Raw genomic sequence first — 23,180 nt, forward strand, 5'->3', positions numbered from 1 at the left:
GACGCACGTTCCGCGGAGTTTTGATTCACCATGAGCCGACGGTGATGGGGCGGGACGCGCCTGATCGGGCCACTATGAGGGCCAGCTATTGACAATAGCGGACCGCGGAGGGGGCTCGCCACCTCCGCGGTCGTCTTGTGCCTAGAGACACCATTTCGAGGCCGTATCTCCGGGCGGGTCCTACTCGGTTCAGGCCTCGAACTTGCGCGAGAACTCGCCGCCGGCGTCGACGATCTCGTACCCGAGGGTCACGTTGATGTCGATCATCGGGGCGTTGACGTCGGCGTTGTCCGTCCAGATGGCACGGATGTGCGGGAAGTTCTCGCGCACGAGCCGCACGTTGACGATCTTCAGGAGGAGGCCGAGGCGGTGGCCGCGGTGGTCCTTGTCGACGATCGTGATGCCCTGGTAGGCGTCCGGGAACTCGCCGTCGTCGTGAATGAACACGCACGTGTTGGCGACGACCTCGCCGGTGCCGCGGTGGCGGGCGACGGTCTGGACGATCTTCATGCCCATGGCCTCGTTGCGGTCGGCCTTGGCGTTCTTCAGTTCCGCGTCGATGGTCTCCGGTTCGAGGCCGAGCTCGCCGAGCGGGACCTCCGCGAGGATCGTGGAGTCGATGCGGGCCATCGTCTCGACGAGTTCCTCGGGGGTGCGCCCGATCCACGAGATGACCTCGTACTCGTCGCCGGCGGCGGCTTCGGCCTTCTCGAGGAGGGCCTGCTCGGTGGCGGCGTCGAGGGCGTCGACGGCGCAGCGGCGGTTGATCCAGGTGAGCGCGAGCTTGAAGCCGTGGTGCTCGTTGAACAGCTGGCCGGCCTTGGAGCGCTCCAGGCCGCCTTCCCAGCTCATATGGGTGTCGAGGGTGAGCTCGGTGCGGCCGCGCCCGCGCGCGTAGGCGACGTACGTGTCGACCAGGGCCGAGCCGATGCCCTTGCGGCGGTGCTCGGGGTGGACGATGATCCAGGCCCAGGCGAAGTGCAGGTTGCCGCGGTTGGGCATGCCGATGCCGAGCAGGGCGCGGACCTGCCCGTCCTCGACGGCGACGAAGTGGGCCTCGTCCTCGTCCGGCGGCGGGTAGCTCAGGCCGGCGACGAAGGTGGCCCGGTGCGGGGCGGGGTTCTCGGGGTGGTCGACCGCGTGGGCCGCGGTCATGACGTCGAATGCGCCGGAGACGAGGTCGCCGTCAGCGGGGTCGAGTTCGATGATTTCCATTCCGTCAGTGTGGACATCCGCGGTGACCTGCGGCAACCGAATATCGGTTTCGGCGCCGGCTCAGGCGTCGACGGTCCGCTGGTGGATGCCGATGCGCTCGACCGGCTGGTAGCCGAGGCGCTCGTTGATGGCGATCATCGGGGCGTTGGAGGCGGCGTTCGCGGTCCACAGCTCGGTGACGTCAGGGTGGTGTTCGCGCAGGTGGTGGAGGTTGGCGAGCTTGACGCGGAGGCCGAGGCGGCGGCCGCGGTGGGCCGGGTCGACGAGGGTGATGAGGACGTGGGCGTGGCGGGCCTCGGGGACGTCGTACACGTCGCTGCGGGTGTGCGCGGCGACTTCGCCGGTGGCGCGGTGGACGGCGACGGTGTGGACGGGGGTCATGCGGTGGGCGGCCGTGGCGGCCTCCTTGGCCCGGAACCGCGCGGGGTCGACCTGCTCCGGGGCTATGTCGAGGTCGCCCATCGGGACCTGCGCGAAGATCATGGCGTCCATGCGGCACATGGCGTCGAGGAGGTCGTCGGGGACGGGGCCGGTCCAGCTCCTGACCTCGTAGTCGCTGGATGCGGCCAGCGCCTCGTTCCGGAGGCGGGCTTCGGCGGCGTCGTCGGGGGTGTGGACGGGGAGGCGGCGGCGCACGAGGTCGAGGGCGAGGGTGAAGCCGTGGTGTTCGAGGAAGCGGGTGCCGTCGCCGGAGCGCTGGGGGCCGTCGTCGAGGGCGCGGATGGCGCTGAAGGTGAGGGTGTCGCGGTCCTCGGCGCGGCAGATCGCGAGGGCGTGGTCGAGGAGGGCGGTGCCGTGGCCTTCGCCGCGGTGGGCGGGGTGGACGAGGAGTTCCCCGGAGGCGGTGCGCGGGTTGTCGGGGGCGACGTCGAGCCGCAGGTAGCCGATGACGCGGTCGTCGATGGCGGCGGTGAAGTGGCGGACGTTGTGGCCCGGCTCGGGATGGGCGATGGCGGCCGCGTACGCGGCGGCGATGATCGGCTGGCCGCCGGGGGCGTCGGCGGCTCTGACGGTGGCGGCGAGTCCCGCGGCCTCGGTCGTGCGGGCGTGGTCGTCAGGTCCGATCTCGGCGATGTCCATCGGGCGAGTATAGGAGGAGCGGTGCACTCGATTGGGGTGCAATCGATGTCGGGCCGGGCGGATGCCCGGCCCGACGGGTCGGTCAGGTGAGCTTGCGCTGGTAGCAGACGCGGGCGTCGACGGGGCGGAAGCCGAGCAGGTCGTTGATGGCGACCATGTGGGCGTTGGTGTCGGCGTTGCCGGTCCAGACGGTGGTGACCTCCGGGCGGTGTTCGCGGAGCTGGCGGTGGTTGGCGAGTTTGGCGAGGAGTCCGAGGCGGTGGCCCCGGTGGGCCGGGTCGACGATGGTGATGGCCTGGCGGGCGTGCGGTTCGTCGCCGTGGAGGTAGATGACGGTGTTGGCGGCGATCTCGCCGGTCGGGCGGTGGACGGCGACGGTGCGGATCATCGTGTCGCCCTGGGCTTCCGCGCGGTCCTCGCGGGCGATGACGTACGCGGTGTCGATGACGCGGGGGCGGAGGTCGACCTCGCCCAGGGGGATCTCGGTGAAGATCTGGGAGTCGATGCGGCCGAGCCCTTCCAGGTACTGCTCGGGGGTGCGGCCGGTCCAGGACACGAGTTCGTAGTCGGCGGCGGCGCCGATCGACTCGTTCCAGAGGCGGGTCTCGGCGGCGGGGTCGACCGTGTCGAGGCGGAGGCTGCGGTCGATCTCGGTGAGGGCGGCGGTGAAGCCGCGCTGCTCGAGGAACCGCGGGCCGGTCTCGTCGCGGGCCGGGCCGTCCTCGACGGCGGTGCGGGCCAGGACGACCACCTCCGTGCGGGCCTCGTCGCGGGCGGTTTCGAGGAGGCGGTCGAGCAGTGCCGTGCCGACGCCGCGGCGGCGGTGGTCGGGGTGGACGGCCAGCTCGGTCTCGGTGTAGTGCGCGTTCTCCTTGCCCAGCAGGTGCATGACGAGGACGCCGACCGCGGTGCCGGCGATCTCGGCGAGGTAGCAGTGGACCTGCGTGTCCTGCGGCGGTTGGGCGAGGAATCCGCCGAACCGGCGGCGGCCTTCGGGCGCCGTCTCGGGGTGGTCGAAGGCGCGCACGGCTTCCTGGAGGGCGTGGGCGCGGTCGACAGCGGGCTCGTCGGCCGGGTCGACGAGGCGGATCTGCAGGTCCGCCGGACCTTCCTGGTTCACCGCGCCTCCAGCTTGAGCTGGTACTCGGCGTTGGCGTCCATGGTGGTGTAGTTGAGGAGTTCGTTGATGGCGATCATGGGGGCGTTGACGTCGGCGTTGTCGGTCCAGATGTACTCGACGTGCGGGAAGCGGTCGCGGATCTGGCGGAGGTTCGCGAGTTTGAGGAGCAGGCCGAGGCGGTGGCCGCGGTGGCCGGGGTCGACGATGGTGATGGCCTGGTGGGCGTCGCGGTACTCGCCTTCGTCGACGGCGACCTCGGTCCACGCGACGATCTCGCCGGTGGCGCGCTCGATGGCGACGGCGTGGGAGATGACCCGGCCCTCGGCGGCGTAGACGGCTTCGCGGCCGCGGAGCTTCTCGGGGGTGACCTGTTCGACCTCCATCTCGATCTCCCCCAGGGGGATCTCGCTGATGATCATGGTCTCCATGCGGCACATGGTGTCGAGGAGGTCGTCGGGGACGGGGCCGACCCATTGGCGCACTTCGTAGGCGTCACCGGCGGCGGCCAGCGCCTTCGCGTACTGCTCGGCCTCGCGTTCGGGCCCGAGGGGGTCGACGGGGCTGCGGCGGTTGACGGTGGTGAGGGCCTTGCCGTAGCCGCGGGATTCGAGGAGCCGCGCGAAGCCCTCGTCGCGGGCGGGGCCGTGCCCCCAGTACACGGGGGCGCTGGTGAGGACGGTGGTGCGGCCGTGCTCGGCGCTGAACCGCTCGGCGTGGTCGAGGAGGGCGGTGCCGATGCCGCGGCCGCGGTGGTCGGGGTGGACGGCGCTGAAGCGCAGCATCGCGAGTTCGCGGTTCTCGTCGGTGAAGAAGGTGAGGCGGGTGTGGCCGAGGAGGGCGCCGTCCTCGACGCAGGCGAACCAGTGGTTCTCGCGGCCGGGGAAGGCGTGGGTGAAGAGGGTCTTGAAGAAGCGCTCGACGGGGGCGGGGTTCTCGGGGGTGTCCGCGCCGTGGGCGGCGGTCAGGACGGCGAACGCCTGTGCCACGAGTCCGGGGGTTTCGGGGTCCATTTCGATGATTTCCACTGGGACAGTGTGCCGGGTGGGGGCGATGGTCTCAAACCGATATCGGTGGGTGCCGGCGACCTGTCCGTTCGGTCAGGTGGTGGTCGGCCGTTCGTACGATGCGGAGCCGTGGCGGTTTTCCCGTCTCTACAGGTATCTCCACCGTATTTCCCTTATAGAAACGGATTCGACCGTGACCGGATCGTCTGTCCCCGCAGGGGAGCCGCCGGGTCCCCCACCGCCTGGGGCGCCCACGAGGCAGAGCGAGTTCGAGGACTTCGTGCGGGCGCGCTCGGGGGCGCTGTGCGCCTCGGCGTACCTGCTCACCGGCGACCGGGGCCTCGCCGAGGACCTGGTGCAGGACGCGCTCGCCCGCACCTGGCGGTCGTGGAAGCGGCTGCACCGCACCGCGAACGCCGAGGCGTACACGCGGCGCACGATGTACCACCTGCATGTGAGCATCTGGCGGCGGTCGAAGGTCGCGGAGGTCGCGACCGAGGCCGTGCCGGAGCGGGCGGACGAGGAGCCCGACACGGCCCTGCGGCTGGCGGTGCACGCGGCGCTGCTGTCGCTGCCGGCGACCCAGCGGGCCGCGATCGTGCTGCGGTACTTCGAGGACCAGACCGAGGCGTCGGCCGCGGCGATCCTGGACTGCCCGGTGACGACGCTGCGCGCCCGCGTGCAGCGGGGACTGCGGCGGCTGCGCAACGGGTTCCCCGAACTGGTGATCGGCGGCGATCCGGGCACGCACCTGGCGCGCTGGGAGTCTGAATTCGCGAACGTGAGGGGAGAGGCCAATGCCTGACTCGATCCGCGAAGTGCTGCAGGGCATCGCCGGCGACGAGGGTCCCTCCCGGGACCTGGCAGCCGGGGCGTACCGGCGGGCCCGGACGATCACGCGGCGGCGGCTCGCCGCGGTCGCGATCACCGTCGTCGCGGGACTGGCGATGGCGGGCGGGGCGACCGCCTCGATCATCGACCGCGACAGGGTCGAGACGCCCCCTGTGGACGATGCCACCAGGGACGCGACCGGGGCGCCGACCGATCCGGCGACGACGCCCGAGGAGGTGGAGACCACTGCCGACGAGGCGTCCGGGTGCGGCGTACCCGAGGACTGGTCCGGTTGGGGGCCTTCGGATTCGATGGGTGGTCTCGACGCGCTGCCCGACGGGCTGGTGTTCGAGGTGCGCTCGGACGGCGCGGAGGCGGACCCGGTCTTCGTGCGCTTCGAAGGCGACGAGCCGGTGCAGGTCCTGCAGGACGGGGAGTACGCCGTGGCGCCCGACGGGCAGCGGTTCGCGGTCGGGGGCGACGAGGCGTGCACCGGGACGCTGGCGACCCTCACCGGCGAGAAGCTCGACGGGCTGGAGATCTGGACGATGTATTGCACGCCCTCGTGGTCGCCTGATTCGGACCGGGTCGTGCTGAACCGCGCGGACCCCGAGAACACCGGCTACGTGCTCGATGTCGCCACCGGGGCCGTCTCGGCGGTTCCCGCGGAGGTCGGGTGCTCGCCGCGATGGACCGCGGACGGGGAGTTCCTGGTCAGCGTCGACGGAACGGTCGCGATGCGGCCCGACGGGAGCGGCCGGGTCGAGCTGGCGGGCTCCGACGCGTGGATCACCGAGGAGGGGTTCGCCGGGCTGTCGTCGGTCTCCGCGGACCTGAGCCGAGCGTGCCTGCACTTCGAGGACTCTGAGGCGGGCGCCTCCGGGCACGTGGAGCCGACCCGCTGCGACCGGTACGTGGACACCGCCACGGGTGAGGAACTGGAACTGCCCGTGGACGCGGAGAACCCGAACGTGGCGTTCCTCGCCGACGGCTCGATGATCATCTGCGACGACCAGTACGGCCAGATCGTGCTGACCCTCATGGACGTGGACGGAAGCGTCGCGGACACGCTGACGCTGCCGGGCCAGAGTTCGGGCGGGACGATCCTGCGGGGCTACTACACCGGCTGACCCCGGCCGGTTGACCCCGCGCAGCAAAGAAGCCGCTGTCCTTCATGGTGAAGGGCAGCGGCTTCGGCCGATCGGCTTAGAGCGCGCGCAGGTTGGCGGCCTGCGGGCCCTTGTTGCCCTGCTCCACATCGAACTCGACCCGCTGGTTCTCTTCGAGCGAGCGGTAGCCGCTGCCGGAGATCGCGGAGAAGTGAACGAAGATGTCGGGTCCGTCGCCATCAGGAGCGATGAAGCCGAAGCCCTTTTCAGAGTTGAACCACTTGACAGTGCCTTGCGCCATTATTGCGTTTCCTTGCGATTCGATCGTCAGACCCGCGCTTCACCCGCGCCGCGAGAGCGGCGCGGCCTGCGGCGGCGAGGCCTGTGCGTGCTGCCATTGCTGGCCTTTCACCCATTCGGTGAGTAATACTCCGAACCGGCTGCTGCACTCTACAATACTCCGGCTCCCTCGAACTGGGTCTTGTACAGCTCGGCGTAGAGGCCGCCGCGGTCCACCAGCTGCTCGTGCGTTCCCGACTCGGCGACGCGCCCGTCCTCGAGGACGACGATCCTGTCGGCCCGCCGCACGGTGGAGAGGCGGTGGGCGATGACCAGGGAGGTGCGGCCTTCCAGGGCCGAGTCGAGGGCGCGCTGGACGGCCGCCTCGGACTCGGAGTCGAGGTGCGCGGTGGCCTCGTCGAGGATCACGATCGGCGGGGCCTTGAGCAGGACGCGCGCGATCGCGAGGCGCTGCTTCTCGCCGCCGGAGAACCGGTAGCCGCGCTCGCCGACGACCGTGTCGAGCCCGGATTCGAGGCGGCGCACGGTGTCGCCGATCTGGGCCCGGTCGAGGGCCTCCCAGATCTGCTCGTCCTCGGCGTCGGGCCGGGCGTAGCGCAGGTTCTCGCGCACGGTGTCGTGGAACAGGTGCGCGTCCTGGGTGACCATGCCGATGTGCGCGGCGAGCGAGGCCGAGCTGAGGTCGCGCACGTCGATGCCGCCGACCTCGACCGCGCCCTCGGTGACGTCGTACAGGCGCGGCACCAGGGTCGCGGTGGTGGTCTTGCCGGCTCCGGAGTGGCCGACGAGCGCCACGAGCTCGCCGGGGGCGACCGCGAAGGAGACGCCGTCGAGGATCTGGCGGCCGTTGTCCGAGCGGTCCGGCCGGGCCAGGTCCTCCAGGCTCGCAAGGGAGACCTCGTCGGCGCCGGGGTAGCGGAAGCGCACGTCGCGGAAGTTGATCGAGGCGGCGCCGGCGGGGAGCTCGCGGGCGTCCTCCTTCTCGCGGATGAGCGGCTGGAGGTCGAGGACCTCGAAGACACGCTGGAAGCTCACGAGCGCGCTCATCACGTCGACGCGCACGTTCGACAGGGCGGTGAGCGGGCCGTACAGGCGCGTGAGCAGCAGCGCGAGGGTGACGACGGTGCCGGCGCTGAGCTGCCCGGCGAACACGAGCGCGCCGCCGAGGCCGTACGCGAGGGCCTGCGAGAGGCCCGCGACGAGGGTGAGCGCGACGATGAAGGTGCGGGCGTACATCGCGGTGGTGATGCCGATGCCGCGCACCCGGTCGGCCTTGTCGGCGAATTCGGCGGACTCGGTCGCGGGGCGCCCGAAGAGCTTGACGAGCATCGCGCCGCCCACGTTGAACCGCTCGGCCATCTGCGTGTTCATGGCCGCGTTGAGGTCGAAGCCCTCCTTGGTGAGGGCCGCGAGCTTGCGGCCGACCCACTTGGCCGGGATGATGAAGACCGGGACGAGCACGAGCGAGAGCAGCGTGATCTGCCAGGACTGGAAGAACATGACGCCGATGATGAGCGCGACCGCGATGCCGTTCGAGACGAGCCCGGAGAGGGTGCTCGTGAACGCCCGCTGCGCGCCCATCACGTCGTTGTTCAGCCGCGACACCAGCGCACCGGTCTGCGAGCGGGTGAAGAACGCGACCGGCATCGACTGGACGTGGTCGAATACGACCCGCCGCAGGTCGAAGATGATGCCCTCGCCGAGCTTCGCGCCGTACCAGCGCATGGCGAGGTTGAGCACCCCTTCGACCGCGGCGAGCCCGGCGATGATGGCGGCGATCGTGACGACCCCGCGCTGGGTGCCGTTCGCGCCGGTCAGCTCGTTGACGATGTCGCCGGCGAGCACCGGGGTGGCGACGCCGATCGCGGCGATGAGCGTCACGAGTCCGATGAAGAACCCGATGTCGCGCCGGTAGGGCCTCGCGAAGCGGAGGATGCGGCGCTTCACGCCGCGGGAGAGTTTGACGCCTTTGAGGTCGTCCGCGCGCCGCATGGAGCGCATGGCGTCCCATCCGGCAGGTCCCATCGATGACACTGGGCCTCCTGTTGTTCAGGTGTGCCCAAGTGCGTTCGTCGGCCGCGCTCGTCGTCTGCCTGCAAGGCGGAGCGGGGGTGGGCTTGGGCTGGAGCTGATTTCTCGTCGACCCCTCAACGCCGTGCCCCGCCGGTTTTATTTCCGCGGGCCCTTGCGGGCGCCTCCCCGGGTGCGCAGCTCGGTGCCGGACTCGGCGAGGAGCCGGTGCACGAAGCCGTAGGAGCGCCCTATGGTTGAGGCGATGTCCCGGATGCTCTGCCCTTTCTCGTACTCGACGCTCACGAACTCGGTGAGCTCGCGGCGCTCGACGCCCCGGACCTGCCGGTTCGGGTCGGTTCTGGTGGACTCGGCCGGGGGGAGGCCGGACGCACCACTGCTGCGGGGTGGAACCTCTGGTGCCATGTGTCCTTTCCTATGCACGGAGGGTAATGAAGGTGCGTTGTGAAGTTTGCCGGAGTTTTCTCGCCCGGCGGTCGCTTGTGTCGGATACCCGATAGTTTCGTAACGTGACCGCACCGCAGACCTCCTTCACCGACCGGCTCGAGGCCCTCGCCCCGGCCCGGCACCGCCACGGCCGGGTGCGCGACATCGGCATCTGGATCACGCTGCTGGTGGCGACGCTGACCCTCGCGTCGGTCGCGGTCGAGACCTCCTCCGAAGTGGTCGGCCCCTCGACCCTCCCCTGGTGGCCCGCGCAGAACCTCCAGTTCCACGTCACCGCCGGCATGGTGGTCGCGCCCCTCACCGCGGCGGCCGTGCTCGCCGTGGCCTCGCGGCCCATGGCGGCGCGCATGTCCTGGAACACGCTGCTGGTGCTCGCCTACCTGGCCTCGATCACCTGGTCGGCGGCGCTGCACACCAATGTGGACCCGACGACGATGACGACGGCCACCGCCGGCGCGCGGCGGGCGATCGCGCTCCTGGTCTCCTACACCGGTTCGCAGGCGGGCCTCGCGATCACGGTGATCGCGATCTCGTGCCTGGCGGTGCCGTTGACGCTCGTCGCGGTCAAGAGCGTGGCCGGACCCGTCGCGGCCCGGTCGCTCTCACCGATCCTCATCCTCGGCCCGTGGGCGGCCTGGACCACCCTCGGCATCGACGGGATCTCCGCGGCCGCCTGCGCGGCCGTGCTCGCGTGCGGCGCGGTCGTCTCGGAGCGGAAGGTCCGCGGCGCGGACGCGTTCTTCGGCGCGGCGGCCGCGGGCGGCATGCTCGGCATCGCGGCGCTGCTCTCCTACGGCGCGGCCTGGTTCGCGGTCTCGCTGCTCTGCATCTTCTTCGCGCGGCGCCGGTCCGCGCAGATCCTCACCGCCGCGGCCTCGGCACTGACGGTGCTCGGACTGGCTGCGGCCCTGGGAAACTCGTGGCCGTACGGGCTCGTCGACACCTACAACGCGGCGATCGGCGAGATCGCGGCGCACCCGGGCCAGCTGTGGTGGCTCGCGCTCATGCCCGCGCTCGTGGGTGTGGCGTGCGGCCCGGCGATCATCGAGAGCCTGCGGCGCTTCGGGTCCAGCGCGGCCTGGCCGCTCATGATCGGGCCGCTGCTGGCGCTGATGATCGCGCCGCTCAGCGGATCGAACCCCGAGCAGCCCGAATACGGCTGGATCGCCTTGTGTCCCTGGCTGATCGTCGCCGCGACCGCCCCGCGCCTCAACGGCGCCGGAAAGCCCGGCGAGCCGCGCATGCGGTCCGTGCGCGTACCGCTCGTGACGGCTGGTGCAGGCGCCTGCGCGGCGATCGTGCTCATGTACTCCGGATGAGCACGGCTTCAGGATGAACACGGCGTCCGGATGAGCCCGGGGTCCGGATGAACGGCTCGCGGCCGCGTACCGATACCCCGTCCACTAGCCCCCACCCACCACTAGAGGGGAAAAGACTGTAGGCCCCAGCGTCCCGCCCGGGTACGACAAAACGGGGGCCGCGCGGCCCCCGTGTCACTCGAAAGAGTCAGCCGGCGCCGTACTCGAGTCCGGCCGCAGTATTCGCTTATGCAAGTTCGACGAGTTCCATGAGGTCATCGGACCAGAGGTCCTCGTCGCCGTCGGGGAGGAGGATCGCGCGCTCAGGTCGAAGCGCCTCCACTGCGCCCGGGTCGTGGGTCACCATCACGATCGCGCCGGTGAAGCCGTCGACCGCGTCGAGCACCTGCTGGCGGCTCGCCGGGTCGAGGTTGTTCGTGGGCTCGTCGAGCAGCAGCACGTTCGCGCCCGAGCACACCAGGCTCGCCAGCGCCAGCCGCGTCTTCTCGCCGCCTGAGAGGACGTGCACGGGCTTGTGCACGTCGTCGCCGGGGAACAGGAACGCGCCGAGGATCTTGCGGAGGTCCGCGTCGGGGATGTCCGCGCCGGAGTCGGAGGCGGCCGACTGCATCTGCTCGAGCACCGTACCGGTGTGGTCGAGCGTGTCGTGCTCCTGCGCGAAGTAGCCGATGCGCAGGCCGTAGCCGGGTTCGACCTGGCCGGTGTCGGGTTCGAGGGTTCCGGCGAGCATCCGCAGGAGCGTGGTCTTGCCCGCGCCGTTGAGGCCGAGGATGACGACGCGGGAGCCGCGGTCGATGGCGAGGTCGACGCCGGTGAAGATCTCGAGCGAGCCGTAGGACTTCGAGAGGCCGCTGGCGGTGAGCGGGACCTTGCCGCACGGGGCGGGCTGCGGCAGGCGGACGTCGGCGACCTTCTCCTGCAGCAGGTCCTCTTCGAGGTTGTCGAGCATCTCCTCGGCGCGGCGGATCATGCCCTTGGCGGCCTTGGCCTTCGTGGCTTTGGCGCCGAGTTTCGCGGCCTGCTTGGTGAGGGTCGCGGCCTTCTTCTCGGCGTTGGCGCGCTCGCGGCGGCGGCGTTCGGCGTCCTCGGCGCGCTGGCGCTGGTAGGCCTTCCAGCCGAGGTTGTAGGCGTCGATGACCGAGCGGGTGGGGTCGAGGAACCAGACGGTGTTGACGACCTCGTCGAGCAGTTCGACGTCGTGGGTGATGAGGACGAGGCCGCCCTTGTGCCCGGCGAGGAAGCCGCGGAGCCAGTTGATGGAGTCGGCGTCGAGGTGGTTGGTGGGCTCGTCGAGCAGGAGGATGCCGTCGCCGTCGTCGGAGAAGAGGATGCGGGCGAGTTCGACGCGGCGGCGCTGGCCGCCGGAGAGGGTCTCGAGCGGCTGGGCGAGGATGCGGTCCTCGAGGCCGAGCTTGGAGCAGATGCGGGCGGCCTCGGACTCGGCCTGGTAGCCGCCGCGGGAGGAGAACTGCTCTTCGAGGCGCGAGTAGCGGCTGACGAGCTTGTCGCGCTTGGCGTCGTCGGCGACCTCGGCGAGCGCGGCCTCGGTCTTGGCGAGGTCGGCGATGAGCTGGTCGAGGCCGCGGGCGGAGAGGACGCGGTTGGAGGCGGTCTGCGTGAGGTCGGCGAAGCGCGGGTCCTGCGGGAGGTACCCGAAGGGGCCGTTGTTCTCGATCTTCCCGGCGTAGGGCTGGGTGAGCCCGGCGAGGACGTTCATGGTGGTCGTCTTGCCGGCGCCGTTGCGTCCGACGAGGCCGATCCTGTCGCCGGGCTGGATCCGCAGATCGGCCCCGGACAGGAGGATGCGCGAACCGGCGCGCAGCTCGAGACCGGTGGCGGTGATCATGGGGCACTCCTTCAGGCGATGGCGGCCGAAATGACGGCGACCGGTGAGATGGCGGGCGTGGTCGTACGAGCGACACTGCCGCAGACCTACCAAGTTTAGGCGGCGTCGTACGTCACGGTCATGTCGATATGGTCGGAGCCACCATGAGGAGGCGCACGCTCACACTCCGTGTTCAGCCTCCTCCTTTCGGATGAGGCGCGGCCGCCCCGGGGTGCCGACCTCTGCCGCAAGAGGACCAGTTCCGGCGTTGTATCGCCTGGTCGTGGGCTTGTTGTCCAAATCGGGTCTGTTAGGTTTCCCGGCGCTATGGGCAAACATGACGACACCAGCGAATCCGCTGGCAGAGAAGTGACCAGCCGCCGGCTTCGGGCCGTACTCAGGCGACGCCGCATCCGTCGCGAACGTCACAGTTGGCGTTTCGTGAACGGTGGGCTCGCCGCCGCGATCCTCGTCGGCTCCGGACTAGCCGCCCTTTCGGGGCAGAACGCCGCTGCGCAGGCCGCCGAGGCCGAGGAGCAGCAGAACGACACGGTCGTCCAATCCGAGTGGCAGGTCGATTCCGTCCTGGCCGGGATGGAGTCCGAGTGGGTGGCCGAGCAGGCGGCCCAGGAGAAGGCCGAGAAGGCCGCCGCCGCAGAGGCGAAGCGGCTGGCCGAGGAGCAGGCCGCGAAGGAGGCCGCCGAGCAGGCCGCCGCCGAGGAGGCCGCCCGCGTGGCAGCCGAGGAGGCCGAGCGCGTCGCTGCGGAGGAGGCTGCGGCCGCCGCTGAGGCGGCGAACCCGTGGACCGCCCCGTCGGACGCGCGCATCACCTCGTACTACGGGATGCGCGACGGCCGCCTGCACGGCGGCACCGACTTCGGCAACTTCGAAGGCGACGAGATCAAGGTGGTCGGCGACGGCACCGTGACGTACGTCGGCTACGAGGCGGGCGGCTACGGCAACGTGGTCTACGTCGACCACGGCGACGGCATCGAGACCCGGTACGCCCACGCCTCCGAGGTCCCCGTCAGCGTCGGCGACAAGGTCTCCAAAGGCGACACGATCATCCTCTCCGGGAACACCGGCGGCTCGACCGGCCCGCACCTGCACTTCGAGGTGCTGATCGACGGCGAGAAGATCGACTCGCTCGCCTGGCTCGAGGAGCAGGGCCTCGACGTCGGCTGACCCCCCTGAGGACTTTTCTCCCTCCCTACAAGTGAATAGAGTGCGGCGGCCCTGGGGACATCTCCCCCAGGGCCGCCGTTCTCTCGCGTCTAGCGCAGTGTGAGCTGCGGTTCGATCAGCGTCGAGTCCGGGACCTCGAGCCCATCGAGCTTGCGCATGAGGTGGCGCACCGCGGTCTCGGCCAGGGTCTCGGCCGGGACGAGCACCGAGGGCAGCTGCGGGTGGGTGCGCTCGGCGACCTCGTCGGGGCCGATGACGACGACGTGGAAGTCCTCCCCCACGCGCTTGCCCGCGTCCGCCAAGGCGTGCATGACATGCCCGACGGCCGGCTCGTTGTGCACGGCGAGGCCGGTGAGCTCGGGCTTGGAGGTGAGCAGCTCCTTCACGGTGCGCTGCACGGAGACCGCGTCGTCCGGGCAGGGCCAGACCTCGGCGCGCGCGGCGCCCTGGCCGAGGAAGCCCTCGCGGACGCGCTCGGCGAAGCCTGTGCGGCGGGCGTAGACCGCTTCGGAGGCGCCGAGCAGGGCGATGTCGCCGCAGCCGCGCTCGACGAGGTACCGCGCGCACACCCGCCCGGCCGCCTCGAAGTCGAGGTCGACGCAGGTGAGGCCTTCGGCGTCCGCCGGGAATCCGATGAGGACGCTCGGGAGCCCCAAGCGGCGCAAGGTCTCCACGCGCGGGTCGCGGACCTCCACGTCCATCAGGATGAGGCCGTCCACTATGGCCGAAGCGGCGACCCGGGCGAGTCCGGCCGGGCCCTCGTCGGCCGTCATGAGCAGCACGTCCTGGTCGTGGCGGCGCGCCTCGGTGACCGCGCCCGAGGCGAACTGCATCAGCACCGGCAGGTGCATGCCGTCGCGCAGCGGGAGCATCATCGCGACGACCCCGGCCCGCCGGGAGGCGAGCGAGCGCGCCCCGGCGTGCGGGTGGTAGCCGAGGTCGGCCACGGCCGCCATGACGCGGTCGGCGGTCTCCGGCGAGATCGACCGCTTCCCGCTCAGCACATACGAGACGGTGCTGGCCGCGACGCCGGCCCGCGCCGCGACGTCGGCGATCGTGACGCCCCGGCCGGCCACTACGCCGCCCCGCCGTGCTCGGCGGCGAAGGACAGCGACGCGAGGCGCACGGGCCCGGACTCGAAGGCCACGTACAGGTCCTTGACCCCTTCGATGCGGCCCAGTTCGACCGTCACGTCGGTGTAGTCGTACACCCCGTTCGTGGCGGGCGTGTCGATCTTGGCGAGCACGTCCCCGTCGAGCGGGTCGTCCACCCGCAGGGTCAGCTGCGAGGCCTGGCCCGCGACGCGGGCGGTCACCGTCGGGTACTGCTCGGCGCTGCCGAAGTCGCAGTCGCCCAGCATGATCCAGCCGCCGGCCTCCTCGGCGGCGATCACGTCGCCGGAGGTGCGGTTCTCGTCGCGCCACAGGACGCCCTCGTAGAGGTCGTTCGCGGTGGCTTTCAAGGTCTGCGAGAGGTCGCGGGCGCCCACGGTCTCGCCGTCGACCCGCACCGAGGCGGAGAGGACGATGTCCGTGGCGGAGCGGCCGACCATGAGGCGCTGGCGGGACTTCTCCACGATCATCCGCCCGGTCACGTTGTCCCAGTGGGCGAGTTCGTCCACGGGCACGGTGAACGTCACGGTGCGGGTCTCGCCCGCGGCCAGGCGGACCTTCTCGAAGCGGCGAAGCTGGCGCAGCGGCTGCTTCACGCGGGAGCCACACTGGTGCGTGTAGAGCTGCACGGTCTCGACTCCGTCGCGGCCGCTGGTGTTGGTGACCTCGACGGTGACGGTGAGTTCGTCGCCGGGCTTGGCGTTCTCCTTGTCGGCCTTCAGGTTCGCGTACTTGAACTCCGCGTAGGAGAGGCCGTGGCCGAACGGGTAGAGCGGCTGGCCGAGGTAGTAGAGGTAGGTCGCGTCGGAGGCCACGATGTCGTAGTCGAGCATCGCGGGCAGCTCGGCCGCGTCGGTGTACCAGGTCTGTGGGAGGCGGCCCTCGGGGTCGCGGTCGCCGTAGAGGACGTCGGCGAGGGCGTTCCCCCACTCCTGGCCGCCGTGGCCCGACCACGCCACGGCGCGGACGTGCTTCTCGGCCCAGTTCGCGGCGTAGGGGTAGGAGGAGGACATGACCAGGATCGTATTCGGGTTCGCCTCCTGCACGCGCTTCAGGAGCCACTCCTGGGCATTGGCCAGGCGCAGGTCCGTGCGGTCCTCGGTCTCGCGGCCGTTGACGAGCGGGTGGTCGCCGAGGACCACGATCGCCACGTCGGCGTCGCGGGCGAGCTCGGCGGCGGTGTCGTGGCCCTTGACGACGAGCTCGACGTCGAGTTCGACGGCGTCGGCGCGGTCGTCGCTGAGCACGATCCGGCCGTCCTCGAGGGCGTACCACTTGCCGCCCTCGGCGCCTTCGGCCACGTGGATCTGCTGCAGGGCGACCTTGCCGCCTTCGAGCTCCACGATGCGGAAGGTCTCGTGCACGTCGAACTCGTGCGGGCCGACCGAGTCGGCGCCCACGGTCCCGTCGAGGCGGCCGTCCACGTACAGGCCCGTGGCGGCGTTGCGGGCGGTGTAGGACCAGCCGCCCCAGTCGAACAGGTCGTACTGGGCCGCCGCGCCGGTGGCGTCGGTGATCTCGAGGGCCTTGCCGTCCTCGACGGCGGTCACGTACCCGTTCCGGTGGCGCAGGCGGACGCGGTCGACGGCTTCGCTGTAGACGACCTCGGCGCGCTCGCCGAGGGCCTGGCGGGCGGTGACGGCGTACGGCAGGGTCCCGGAGTACCAGTCCTGCATCTGCGTGTCCGCGAACGGTCCGAGCACCGCGATCTTCTTGGGCGCCTGGCGGTCCGGGCCGGCGAGCGGGAGGATCCCGTCGTTCTTGAGGAGCGTGATCGACTGGGCCGCGGCCTCGCGGGCGAGGGCCTGGTGCTCGGGCGAGTTGACGGCCTCGTCGCCGATGTGCGCGTACGGGTCCTCGGGGTCGAACTCGCCGAGGCCGAAGCGCACGTGGAGGTTGCGGCGCACGGCCGTGTCAATGTCGCCCTCGTCGAGCAGGCCGCGCTCCAGGGCGGTCTCGACGTGGACGAGGACGTCGCGGGCGTTCTCGTCGTCCTGGGTGAAGGAGTCCAGGCCGGCCTTCACGGCCGCCGCGTACGCGGTCGGGAGGTCCTCGAAGTAGCCCTGGAGGTTCGCGAGGTTGTTGGGCGCGTAGGCGTCCGAGACGATGTACACCTCTTCGTCGGTCCAGGTGCGGAGCTCTGAGTTGACCAGGGGCGTGACGTGTGCCGGGCGGCCGTTGACGAGGTTGTACGAGAGCATGACCGCGACCGCGTCGCCGCTCGCCAGTGCCGGGCGGTGGGCGGCGAACTCGTATTCGCGGAGGACTCGCGGCGGCATGTTCGAAGAGGTGGTGCAGCGGTCGGCCTCGTTGCCGTACGCGAGGAAGTGCTTGACGGAAGGCGCGGTCTTCCACACGGAGCCGTTGTCGCCCTTGAGTCCCCGCGCGTAGGCGGCGCCCATGAGGCCGGCCATGCCCGCGTCCTCGGAGTAGCCCTCCTCGTTGCGGCCCCAGCGCGGGTCGCGCAGCGGGTTCACGGTGGGGGCCCAGACGTTGCGGCCGACCTTGACCGGGTCGTTGTGGTTGAAGGCCAGCACCTCGTCGGCGACGGCCGCGCCGATCTGCTCCACGAGCTCGGGGTTCCAGGTCGCGCCCAAGGCGACCACCTGCGGGAAGACGGTGGCCTCGCCGAGCCACGCGAGACCGTGCAGCGCCTCGGTGCCGGTCTTGAAGGGGCCCATGCCGAGACGTTCGACGGGGCGGTGGTACTGGTGCAGGAGGCCGATCTTCTCGTCGAGCGTGAGGCGGGAGAGGAGATCGGCGACGCGCTCGGCGCGAGGCAGGTTCGGGTCGCGGAAGGCGGGACGCGGGTCGATGTCGCTCATGGGTGGACTTCCTTGCTTGGACGTCGCTGTCGTTGTGAGGGTCCGTCCGTCGAAGCGCTTCGATGATCAGGGCATTACGTCCGTGATCTGAAACTGGAAACTGTCTTGTCGAAGCGCTTCGATTGAGGATGCAAGATTTCTACACCTTGGCCGTGATCCAAGTCAAGCCAGGTGGAGTACGACAACGTACGGGATTGACGGGTTTCGCCCGTTCCGCAGGGGTTTAACCTGCGGAAACAAGCGGGGTAACAATCGTGAAACAGGCGCTAGGGCCTGTCCTGTGCATCAGGGAGCGGCGGTATCCGAGTCCATTCGCTCGCTCGCAAGACGGAGGGGCGGCTGCATACCGGTGTTGTATGCAGCGGCCCCGACAACGCAGCGAGCGGGCGAATGGGCCGGATAACGACCGGTCTGATGCACAGGACAGGCCCTAGGCGCCCAGCGGCGTGGGCATGCGCCCGGCGTCGATGTCGTTGAGGATGCCGGTGGCCGCGCCCAGGGCAGGGGCCTCGTGCCCGAGGGCCGAGACCACGATCTCGGCGCCTCCGGCCCCGGAGGCGTGCGTGCGGGCGGCGAGCTCGCGTTCGGCCGCAGGGCCGATCCAGGGGCTCAGCGCCTGGTAGTGGCCGCCGAGGACCACTGCTTCGGGGTTGAGCAGGTCGACGGCGAGCGCGATGCCGGCGCCGAGCGAGCGCCCGATGCGCTCCAGGGCCTCGAGCACGCGCGGCTCTTCGGCGCGGGCGCGGGTGACCACGTCCTCCACCTCGGCCTCGACCTCGGCCCCGGCGATGTCCTCCGATTCGGACAGCGTCTTGAGGACGGCGCTGATGCCCGCGAGGTCCTCGACACGGCCGACACTGCCGTCCACGTCGATGAGGAGGTTGCCGATTTCGCCGGCGAAACCCGTTGCGCCCCTGCGCAGTTCACCGTCCACGATGAGGCCGGCGCCGAGGCCGATCTCACCGGTCAGGTAGATCATGTTGGACACCCCGGCCCAGGAGCCGAAGCGCTGCTCGGCCACGGCGCCGAGGTTGGCGTCGTTGTCGGCGGTCACGGCGTACTTGGGGTCGCGCATGGCCTGGCGCAGGCGGCCGGTGAGGTCGAAGTCCTCCCAGCCGAGCATCGGGGCGCGCTGGACGACGCCCCCGTTGTCGATCAGGCCCGGGACGGCGACGGCGAGCCCGAGGATCTGGCGGCCCTCGGCGTCCATCTTGTCGACGGCGCGCTTGGCGAGGCCCGCGAGGGCGGAGACGGAGCGCCCGGGGGTCGACCCGGCACCGTCGTGGGCGCGGCGCCAGGACAGGAGCCGGTTGCCCGCCAAGTCGACCGCGACGAGCGTCATGTAGTCCACATTGACTTCCACGCCGAGCGAGGCGTAGTAGCCGGTGTCGACGCTGAGCAGTACTGCGGGGCGGCCGATGTTGCCGATGACCGAGCCCGACTCGCGCAGCACGCGCCGTTCGATGAGCTCGGCCACGAGCGAGGAGACCGTGGCCTTGTTGAGGCCGGTCTTCGCGGCGAGATCCGCACGGGAGCAGCGCCCTTCGGCGCGCACCTGGCGCAGCACGAAGCCCAGGTTGTTGGCCCGCACGTCGGTGAAGTCGGCGCGCTTGGCCCGGCCCCGCGCCTCCTCGCCGACAGCCCCGGCCGACTTCGACGCTATGCGCATCGCCATGTGTTCCTCCTGTGCATGTCCCGGCTCATTCTGATAGATCGCGACAACCGGTCCTCGGGCGGTCCCTGACCGTTGCGCAGCGAAGCGTTTCACCACAAGGGCCGTTCCCGAATCGTGATCAATCCGCGCCCGTATCGCCTGACCCCCGGCTTGTGTCGGGTGCCACCGTGCGCTACTTTAGTTTATCGAATAGCCGAACTAATTATCGGCCAGACCCCCCGCAAGACCCTCACATGTGCAGTACGACCGAAAGGACAGCATCGTGGCTACTCCCTCAGACGGGTCGATCTTCCGGCGCCGCTCCCTGTTCAAGGCAGCCGGCCTCGGCGCGGCTGGTGCCGCGGGCCTTCCCTTCATCGCCGCGTGCAGCGACATCGAATCGGGCGGAGGCACCTCGCAGACGACCGAGGGCTTCGACTTCCTCCCCGAGTACAAGGAATGGCCCCTCCCGGTCGAGCCCGACCTGGTCGGCGAGCCGCCGAACCACCCCTCCGGCTTCACCACCTACCCCGAGCCCGTGCCGGCCATCGAGAACCTCCCCTCCAACAGCGGGACCTTCGAGATCACCGTGCCGATGTGGGGCGAGGCCCCCTCGAACGACGACCCGTACTTCCAGGCGATCGCCGAGGCCAGCGGCGGCACCACGGTGAACCTGCGCCAGGCCGACGGCAACACCTTCGCCGAGACCTCCGTGCAGTGGCTGAACGCCAACGAGTTCGGCGACGGCATCATGTTCTTCGCCTGGATGCTCTTCGCCCACCCGAACTTCCAGGAGACGGTGGTCAACTCCTTCTACGACCTGACGGACATCGTCAAGGGCGACATCTCCGAGCGCTGGCCGCTGCTCGCCGGCCTCCCGACCGCCTCCTGGGGCCAGTCGGTCTGGTCCACGGACCCCAACGACCCCGAGACCGCCCGCGTCTTCGCCATCCCCGGCTCCTTCTCGGGCGGCTCGAACAACGCGATGTTCGCCCGCACCGACCTGCTCGAGGAGAAGGGCCAAGCCCTCCCGACCTCGGTCGAGGAGCTCATCGAGGTCGCCCGCGCCGTCAGCGACGACGCCAACGGCCGCTGGGCATTCGGCGGGCTCGACTACCTCACCCCGTCCTGGTTCGGCCTCGCCGGCGGCGACGGCTGGGCGTACATCGACGGCAAGCTCGTCCACAACTGCGAGCGCCCCGAGTACACCGAGTGGCTCGAGTTCCGCCGCCTCCTGTGGGACGAGAAGCTGGTCCACCCGGACATCCCCTCGGGCACCCTCGACGGCCAGGCCCTGCACAAGGCCGGGACGATCGTCTTCCAGCTCGACGGCATCTCCTGGTGGCAGGGGTTCATCGACCAGTCCACCGCCGAGGGCACCGGCGGCACCATCGCCCCGCTCGGCGCGCTGGCCGCGAAGGGCCGCAAGCCCCTCGTGCACGTCAACACCAGCGTCGACTCCTGGACGTTCCTCAACAAGGACCTCTCCCAGGAGCAGGTCGAGGAGTTCCTCGACTTCTGCAACTTCGCCTCGGCGCCTTACGGCACCACCGAGTACGAGCTCATCAACTACGGCGTCGAGGGCACGCACTTCACCTACGGCCCCGACGGCGTCCCGGTCTTCAACGAGGTCGGCACCACCGTCGTCCAGGCCCCGGTGAACCACAAGACCATGTCCGGCCACGTGCAGCAGTTCCTGTCCGGCGCGCCCGACATGGTCCAGGCCCGCTTCGAGTACAACGCCTCCTTGAAGGAGTTCGCCGAGGTCAACATCTTCGAGGGCATGCGCGTCGAGGGCCCGGCCGACTTCAAGTCCGCGGGCCAGGTGCTCACCGACCAGCAGAACGACATCGCGTTCGGCCGCGCCGAGCTCTCGTCGATCCCGGACATGGTCGAGACCTGGAAGACCAACGGCGGCGAGACCGGCCGCGAGCACTACACCGCCGCTTACGACAAGCTGCACGGCTAAGACGCCCGGCCGGGGCGCGACGCGCGTCGCCCCCGGCCTCCCCGTCCCCGCACAGGTACTCACTGACTGGATTTCACACAAGCGATGGCAGCTCTCCAGACCTCAGCGCCCCCGGCTCCCTCCGGGCAGGAACGCCGCACCATTGTCAAGCGGAAGCGGACCGTGGCCCAGCGGTTCCGGCACGACTGGCCGCTCCTGCTCATGACGCTCCCGGCGATGGCCCAGCTCGCGGTGTTCTTCTACTGGCCCTCGGCCTGGAACATCATCGCGTTCATGGACTACAGCCCGCACCGCCCGTTCTGGGAGAACCCCCTGGTGGGCTTCGCCTGGTTCGAGCGGCTGTTCAACAACCCGTACTTCCTCCCGGCGCTGCTCAACACGCTGAAGTACTCGTTCGCGAACCTGCTGTTCCTGTTCCCGCTGTCGATCGTCCTGGCCCTGGTCATGCACAGCGTGGTCTCCACCAAGGTGCGCAGCGTCTTCCAGTCGATCGTGTACCTGCCGTACTTCTTCTCCTGGGTCCTGGTCGTCACCGTGTTCGTCCAGACGCTCGGCTCCGACGGCCTGGTCTCGAACTGGCTGCTCGGCTTCGGCGGCGACCGGTTGTCGTTCATGTCGAACCCGGACACGTTCATGTTCCTGGCCTGGCTGCAGTGGGCCTGGAAGGACGCCGGCTGGGGCATGATCATCTTCCTGGCCGCGCTCGCCTCGATCAACCCGAGCCTGTACGAGGCCGCGGCCGTGGACGGCGCCAGCCGCTGGCGGCGCATGTGGCACATCACCCTGCCGGGCATCCGGCCCGTGATCGTGCTGCTGCTCATCCTCCACATCGGCGGCATCCTCACCGTCGGCTTCGAGCAGTACCAGCTGCAGCGCGACGCCATCGGCTACCAGACCACGGAAGTGCTCGACACCTTCATCTACTACCGCAGCGTCATCGGCACCGAAGGAGCCTCCTTCGGCACCGCGGCCGGCCTGTTCAAGGGCGTGATCGGGCTGATCCTGGTCCTCATCGCCAACAACGTCGCGCACCGCCTCGGAGAGCAAGGGATCTACCAGAAGTCATGACCGCCATCGACATCAAGCTCAAGCCCCGCAAGAGTGCGCGCCCCGTCTGGGACGAGGAGCCCTCGTGGTTCGGGAAGTTCGTCAAGGCGCTCTTCCTGATCGCCTACGGCGCGGCCATCGTCCTGCCGATCTGGGCGGTCGTGGCCACCAGCTTCGCCAGCGAGGAGTCGCTCGCCTCGGCGGGCGGGAACCTGCTGCTGATCCCGACCGACTTCAGCATCGCGGCGTACCAGGAGATCTTCGACGGCGGCGCGCTCACGAAGTCGCTGATCCTCACGATCGGCCTGACCGCGGGCGGCACCGCGCTGAGCATGGTCCTGACCATCGGCGCGGCGTACGGCCTCTCGCGGACCGGCTCGCTGCTGCACCGGCCGCTGCTCATGCTCGTGCTCTTCACGTTCCTGTTCGCGCCGGGCCTGTACCCGAGCTTCCTGGTCGTGCAGAAGCTGGGCCTGTTCAACAACTACCTGTCGATCATCCTGCCGATGGCGCTGAGCGCCTTCAACCTCATCGTGCTCCGGGCGTTCTTCATGAACAGCGTCCCGACCGAGCTGCTCGACGCGGCCCGGATGGACGGCGCGGGCGAGTTCCGCACCCTGTTCAAGATCGTGCTGCCGATGTCGAAGGCGATCCTGGCGGTCATCGCGCTGTTCTACGCGGTCGGCTACTGGAACATCTACTTCTCGGCGGTGCTGTACATCCCGGGTCTGGAGACGCAGCCGATCCAGGTCGTGCTGCAGCGGATGCTCATGTCCACGCAGGGCCTGCCGGGCGCCGCGGCGAACGTGAGCCAGTACCAGTCCGCCGCGCCCGACGCGGCGCTGAAGATGGCCGTGGTCGTCTGCACGATCATCCCGATCGTCATCATGTACCCGTTCATCCAGAAGCACTTCACGAAGGCCGTCATCACCGGCGCGATCAAGGGCTGACCCCCTGGTGCAAGGGGCCGCCTCCGCATTGCGGAGGCGGCCTTTCGCGTCGCTCCGGGTCCGCCTCCCCGCCACATCGAAGGTCCTGTCCGGACATTCCCGGGCCGCGGATTGCTAGACTCCGAGACCCCTGACGGCTCACCCCCACAACGGATTC

The 23,180-nt window shown here is 70.0% G+C and carries 18 protein-coding genes; 7 read left to right on the top strand and 11 right to left on the bottom strand.

The window, feature by feature from the left end; all coding sequences use genetic code 11:
- Positions 1–189: 189 nt before the first annotated feature.
- The 4 genes from O2L52_RS12965 to O2L52_RS12980 all read right to left on the bottom strand — a co-directional run bounded on the left by O2L52_RS12965 (position 190) and on the right by O2L52_RS12980 (position 4,440).
- A complete protein-coding gene (locus O2L52_RS12965; RefSeq protein ID WP_270115938.1) occupies positions 190–1,215 on the bottom strand; it encodes a GNAT family N-acetyltransferase in 1,026 nt (341 codons plus the stop codon).
- Positions 1,216–1,275: 60 nt separating this feature from the next.
- Entirely contained in the window at positions 1,276–2,295 is a 1,020-nt protein-coding gene (locus O2L52_RS12970) for a GNAT family N-acetyltransferase (protein WP_270115939.1), read from the bottom strand.
- An 82-nt stretch (positions 2,296–2,377) separates the two neighbouring features.
- Positions 2,378–3,415 (bottom strand): GNAT family N-acetyltransferase, encoded by a 1,038-nt coding sequence (locus O2L52_RS12975; protein ID WP_270115942.1) that lies wholly within the window; start codon positions 3,413–3,415, stop codon positions 2,378–2,380.
- Complete coding sequence (locus tag O2L52_RS12980) at positions 3,412–4,440, bottom strand: GNAT family N-acetyltransferase (RefSeq protein WP_270115945.1); 1,029 nt, start codon at positions 4,438–4,440, stop codon at positions 3,412–3,414. The genes O2L52_RS12975 and O2L52_RS12980 overlap by 4 nt, the downstream gene beginning before the upstream one ends.
- Positions 4,441–4,612: 172 nt before the next feature.
- Between O2L52_RS12980 and O2L52_RS12985 the strand changes: the two genes are divergently transcribed.
- Positions 4,613–5,224 (top strand): SigE family RNA polymerase sigma factor, encoded by a 612-nt coding sequence (locus O2L52_RS12985; protein WP_270115947.1) that lies wholly within the window; start codon positions 4,613–4,615, stop codon positions 5,222–5,224.
- Positions 5,217–6,380: a TolB-like translocation protein gene (locus tag O2L52_RS12990; protein ID WP_270115948.1), complete on the top strand. Its 1,164-nt coding sequence runs from the start codon at positions 5,217–5,219 to the stop codon at positions 6,378–6,380. The genes O2L52_RS12985 and O2L52_RS12990 overlap by 8 nt, the downstream gene beginning before the upstream one ends.
- Positions 6,381–6,456: 76 nt before the next feature.
- Here the strand turns inward: O2L52_RS12990 and O2L52_RS12995 are convergent, their stop codons facing one another.
- The 3 genes from O2L52_RS12995 to O2L52_RS13005 all read right to left on the bottom strand — a co-directional run bounded on the left by O2L52_RS12995 (position 6,457) and on the right by O2L52_RS13005 (position 9,095).
- Positions 6,457–6,660 (bottom strand): cold-shock protein, encoded by a 204-nt coding sequence (locus O2L52_RS12995; protein ID WP_270115949.1) that lies wholly within the window; start codon positions 6,658–6,660, stop codon positions 6,457–6,459.
- Between the two features lie 149 nt (positions 6,661–6,809).
- Positions 6,810–8,684 carry an ABC transporter ATP-binding protein gene (locus tag O2L52_RS13000; protein WP_270115950.1) on the bottom strand — a complete coding sequence of 625 codons (1,875 nt, stop codon included), beginning with the start codon at positions 8,682–8,684 and terminating at the stop codon, positions 6,810–6,812.
- A 144-nt stretch (positions 8,685–8,828) separates the two neighbouring features.
- Entirely contained in the window at positions 8,829–9,095 is a 267-nt protein-coding gene (locus O2L52_RS13005) for a helix-turn-helix domain-containing protein (RefSeq protein WP_270115952.1), read from the bottom strand.
- Between the two features lie 104 nt (positions 9,096–9,199).
- On the opposite strand from O2L52_RS13005, the gene O2L52_RS13010 reads away from it, so the two are divergent.
- The gene (locus O2L52_RS13010; RefSeq protein ID WP_270115954.1) at positions 9,200–10,456 is read left to right on the top strand and encodes a hypothetical protein; all 1,257 of its coding nucleotides are present in this window, start codon (positions 9,200–9,202) and stop codon (positions 10,454–10,456) included.
- 226 nt (positions 10,457–10,682) lie between these two features.
- On the opposite strand, the gene O2L52_RS13015 is transcribed toward O2L52_RS13010, so the two are convergent.
- Positions 10,683–12,302, bottom strand: a complete 1,620-nt coding sequence (locus O2L52_RS13015; protein WP_270115956.1) for an ABC-F family ATP-binding cassette domain-containing protein — start codon at positions 12,300–12,302, stop codon at positions 10,683–10,685.
- Between the two features lie 420 nt (positions 12,303–12,722).
- Between O2L52_RS13015 and O2L52_RS13020 the strand changes: the two genes are divergently transcribed.
- A complete protein-coding gene (locus O2L52_RS13020) occupies positions 12,723–13,466 on the top strand; it encodes a M23 family metallopeptidase (RefSeq protein ID WP_270115957.1) in 744 nt (247 codons plus the stop codon).
- 89 nt (positions 13,467–13,555) lie between these two features.
- Here O2L52_RS13020 and O2L52_RS13025 read toward each other — a convergent pair whose 3' ends face one another.
- The 3 genes from O2L52_RS13025 to O2L52_RS13035 all read right to left on the bottom strand — a co-directional run bounded on the left by O2L52_RS13025 (position 13,556) and on the right by O2L52_RS13035 (position 19,078).
- Positions 13,556–14,542, bottom strand: coding sequence for a LacI family DNA-binding transcriptional regulator (locus O2L52_RS13025; RefSeq protein ID WP_270115958.1), 987 nt, complete (start codon positions 14,540–14,542; stop codon positions 13,556–13,558).
- On the bottom strand, positions 14,542–17,403 hold the full coding sequence (locus O2L52_RS13030; RefSeq protein WP_270115959.1) for a glycoside hydrolase family 3 protein: 2,862 nt from the start codon (positions 17,401–17,403) through the stop codon (positions 14,542–14,544). Before O2L52_RS13030 ends, O2L52_RS13025 begins: the two co-directional genes overlap by 1 nt.
- Before the next feature lie 430 nt (positions 17,404–17,833).
- A complete protein-coding gene (locus O2L52_RS13035; protein WP_270115960.1) occupies positions 17,834–19,078 on the bottom strand; it encodes an ROK family transcriptional regulator in 1,245 nt (414 codons plus the stop codon).
- Between the two features lie 262 nt (positions 19,079–19,340).
- On the opposite strand from O2L52_RS13035, the gene O2L52_RS13040 reads away from it, so the two are divergent.
- The 3 genes from O2L52_RS13040 (at position 19,341) to O2L52_RS13050 (ending at position 23,023) form a co-directional block, all read left to right on the top strand.
- Complete coding sequence (locus O2L52_RS13040) at positions 19,341–21,026, top strand: type 2 periplasmic-binding domain-containing protein (protein ID WP_270115962.1); 1,686 nt, start codon at positions 19,341–19,343, stop codon at positions 21,024–21,026.
- Positions 21,027–21,110: 84 nt separating this feature from the next.
- Complete coding sequence (locus tag O2L52_RS13045; protein ID WP_270115963.1) at positions 21,111–22,094, top strand: ABC transporter permease; 984 nt, start codon at positions 21,111–21,113, stop codon at positions 22,092–22,094.
- Entirely contained in the window at positions 22,091–23,023 is a 933-nt protein-coding gene (locus O2L52_RS13050) for a carbohydrate ABC transporter permease (protein ID WP_270115964.1), read from the top strand. Before O2L52_RS13045 ends, O2L52_RS13050 begins: the two co-directional genes overlap by 4 nt.
- Positions 23,024–23,180 lie beyond the last annotated feature (157 nt).

Origin of the sequence: Glycomyces algeriensis (genome assembly GCF_027622855.1) — a bacterium.
GTDB lineage: Bacteria > Actinomycetota > Actinomycetes > Mycobacteriales > Micromonosporaceae > Glycomyces > Glycomyces algeriensis.

Bases quoted from the DNA above. Each gene is read 5' to 3' on its own strand.
- O2L52_RS12990 (WP_270115948.1), top strand. From the start codon at position 5,217: ATGCCTGACTCGATCCGCGAAGTGCTGCAGGGCATCGCCGGCGACGAG.
- O2L52_RS12970 (WP_270115939.1), bottom strand. From the start codon at position 2,295: ATGGACATCGCCGAGATCGGACCTGACGACCACGCCCGCACGACCGAG.
- O2L52_RS13005 (WP_270115952.1), bottom strand. From the start codon at position 9,095: ATGGCACCAGAGGTTCCACCCCGCAGCAGTGGTGCGTCCGGCCTCCCC.
- O2L52_RS12995 (WP_270115949.1), bottom strand. From the start codon at position 6,660: ATGGCGCAAGGCACTGTCAAGTGGTTCAACTCTGAAAAGGGCTTCGGC.
- O2L52_RS13030 (WP_270115959.1), bottom strand. From the start codon at position 17,403: ATGAGCGACATCGACCCGCGTCCCGCCTTCCGCGACCCGAACCTGCCT.
- O2L52_RS12965 (WP_270115938.1), bottom strand. From the start codon at position 1,215: ATGGAAATCATCGAACTCGACCCCGCTGACGGCGACCTCGTCTCCGGC.
- O2L52_RS13015 (WP_270115956.1), bottom strand. From the start codon at position 12,302: ATGATCACCGCCACCGGTCTCGAGCTGCGCGCCGGTTCGCGCATCCTC.
- O2L52_RS13045 (WP_270115963.1), top strand. From the start codon at position 21,111: ATGGCAGCTCTCCAGACCTCAGCGCCCCCGGCTCCCTCCGGGCAGGAA.
- O2L52_RS13035 (WP_270115960.1), bottom strand. From the start codon at position 19,078: ATGGCGATGCGCATAGCGTCGAAGTCGGCCGGGGCTGTCGGCGAGGAG.
- O2L52_RS13000 (WP_270115950.1), bottom strand. From the start codon at position 8,684: ATGGGACCTGCCGGATGGGACGCCATGCGCTCCATGCGGCGCGCGGAC.
- O2L52_RS13050 (WP_270115964.1), top strand. From the start codon at position 22,091: ATGACCGCCATCGACATCAAGCTCAAGCCCCGCAAGAGTGCGCGCCCC.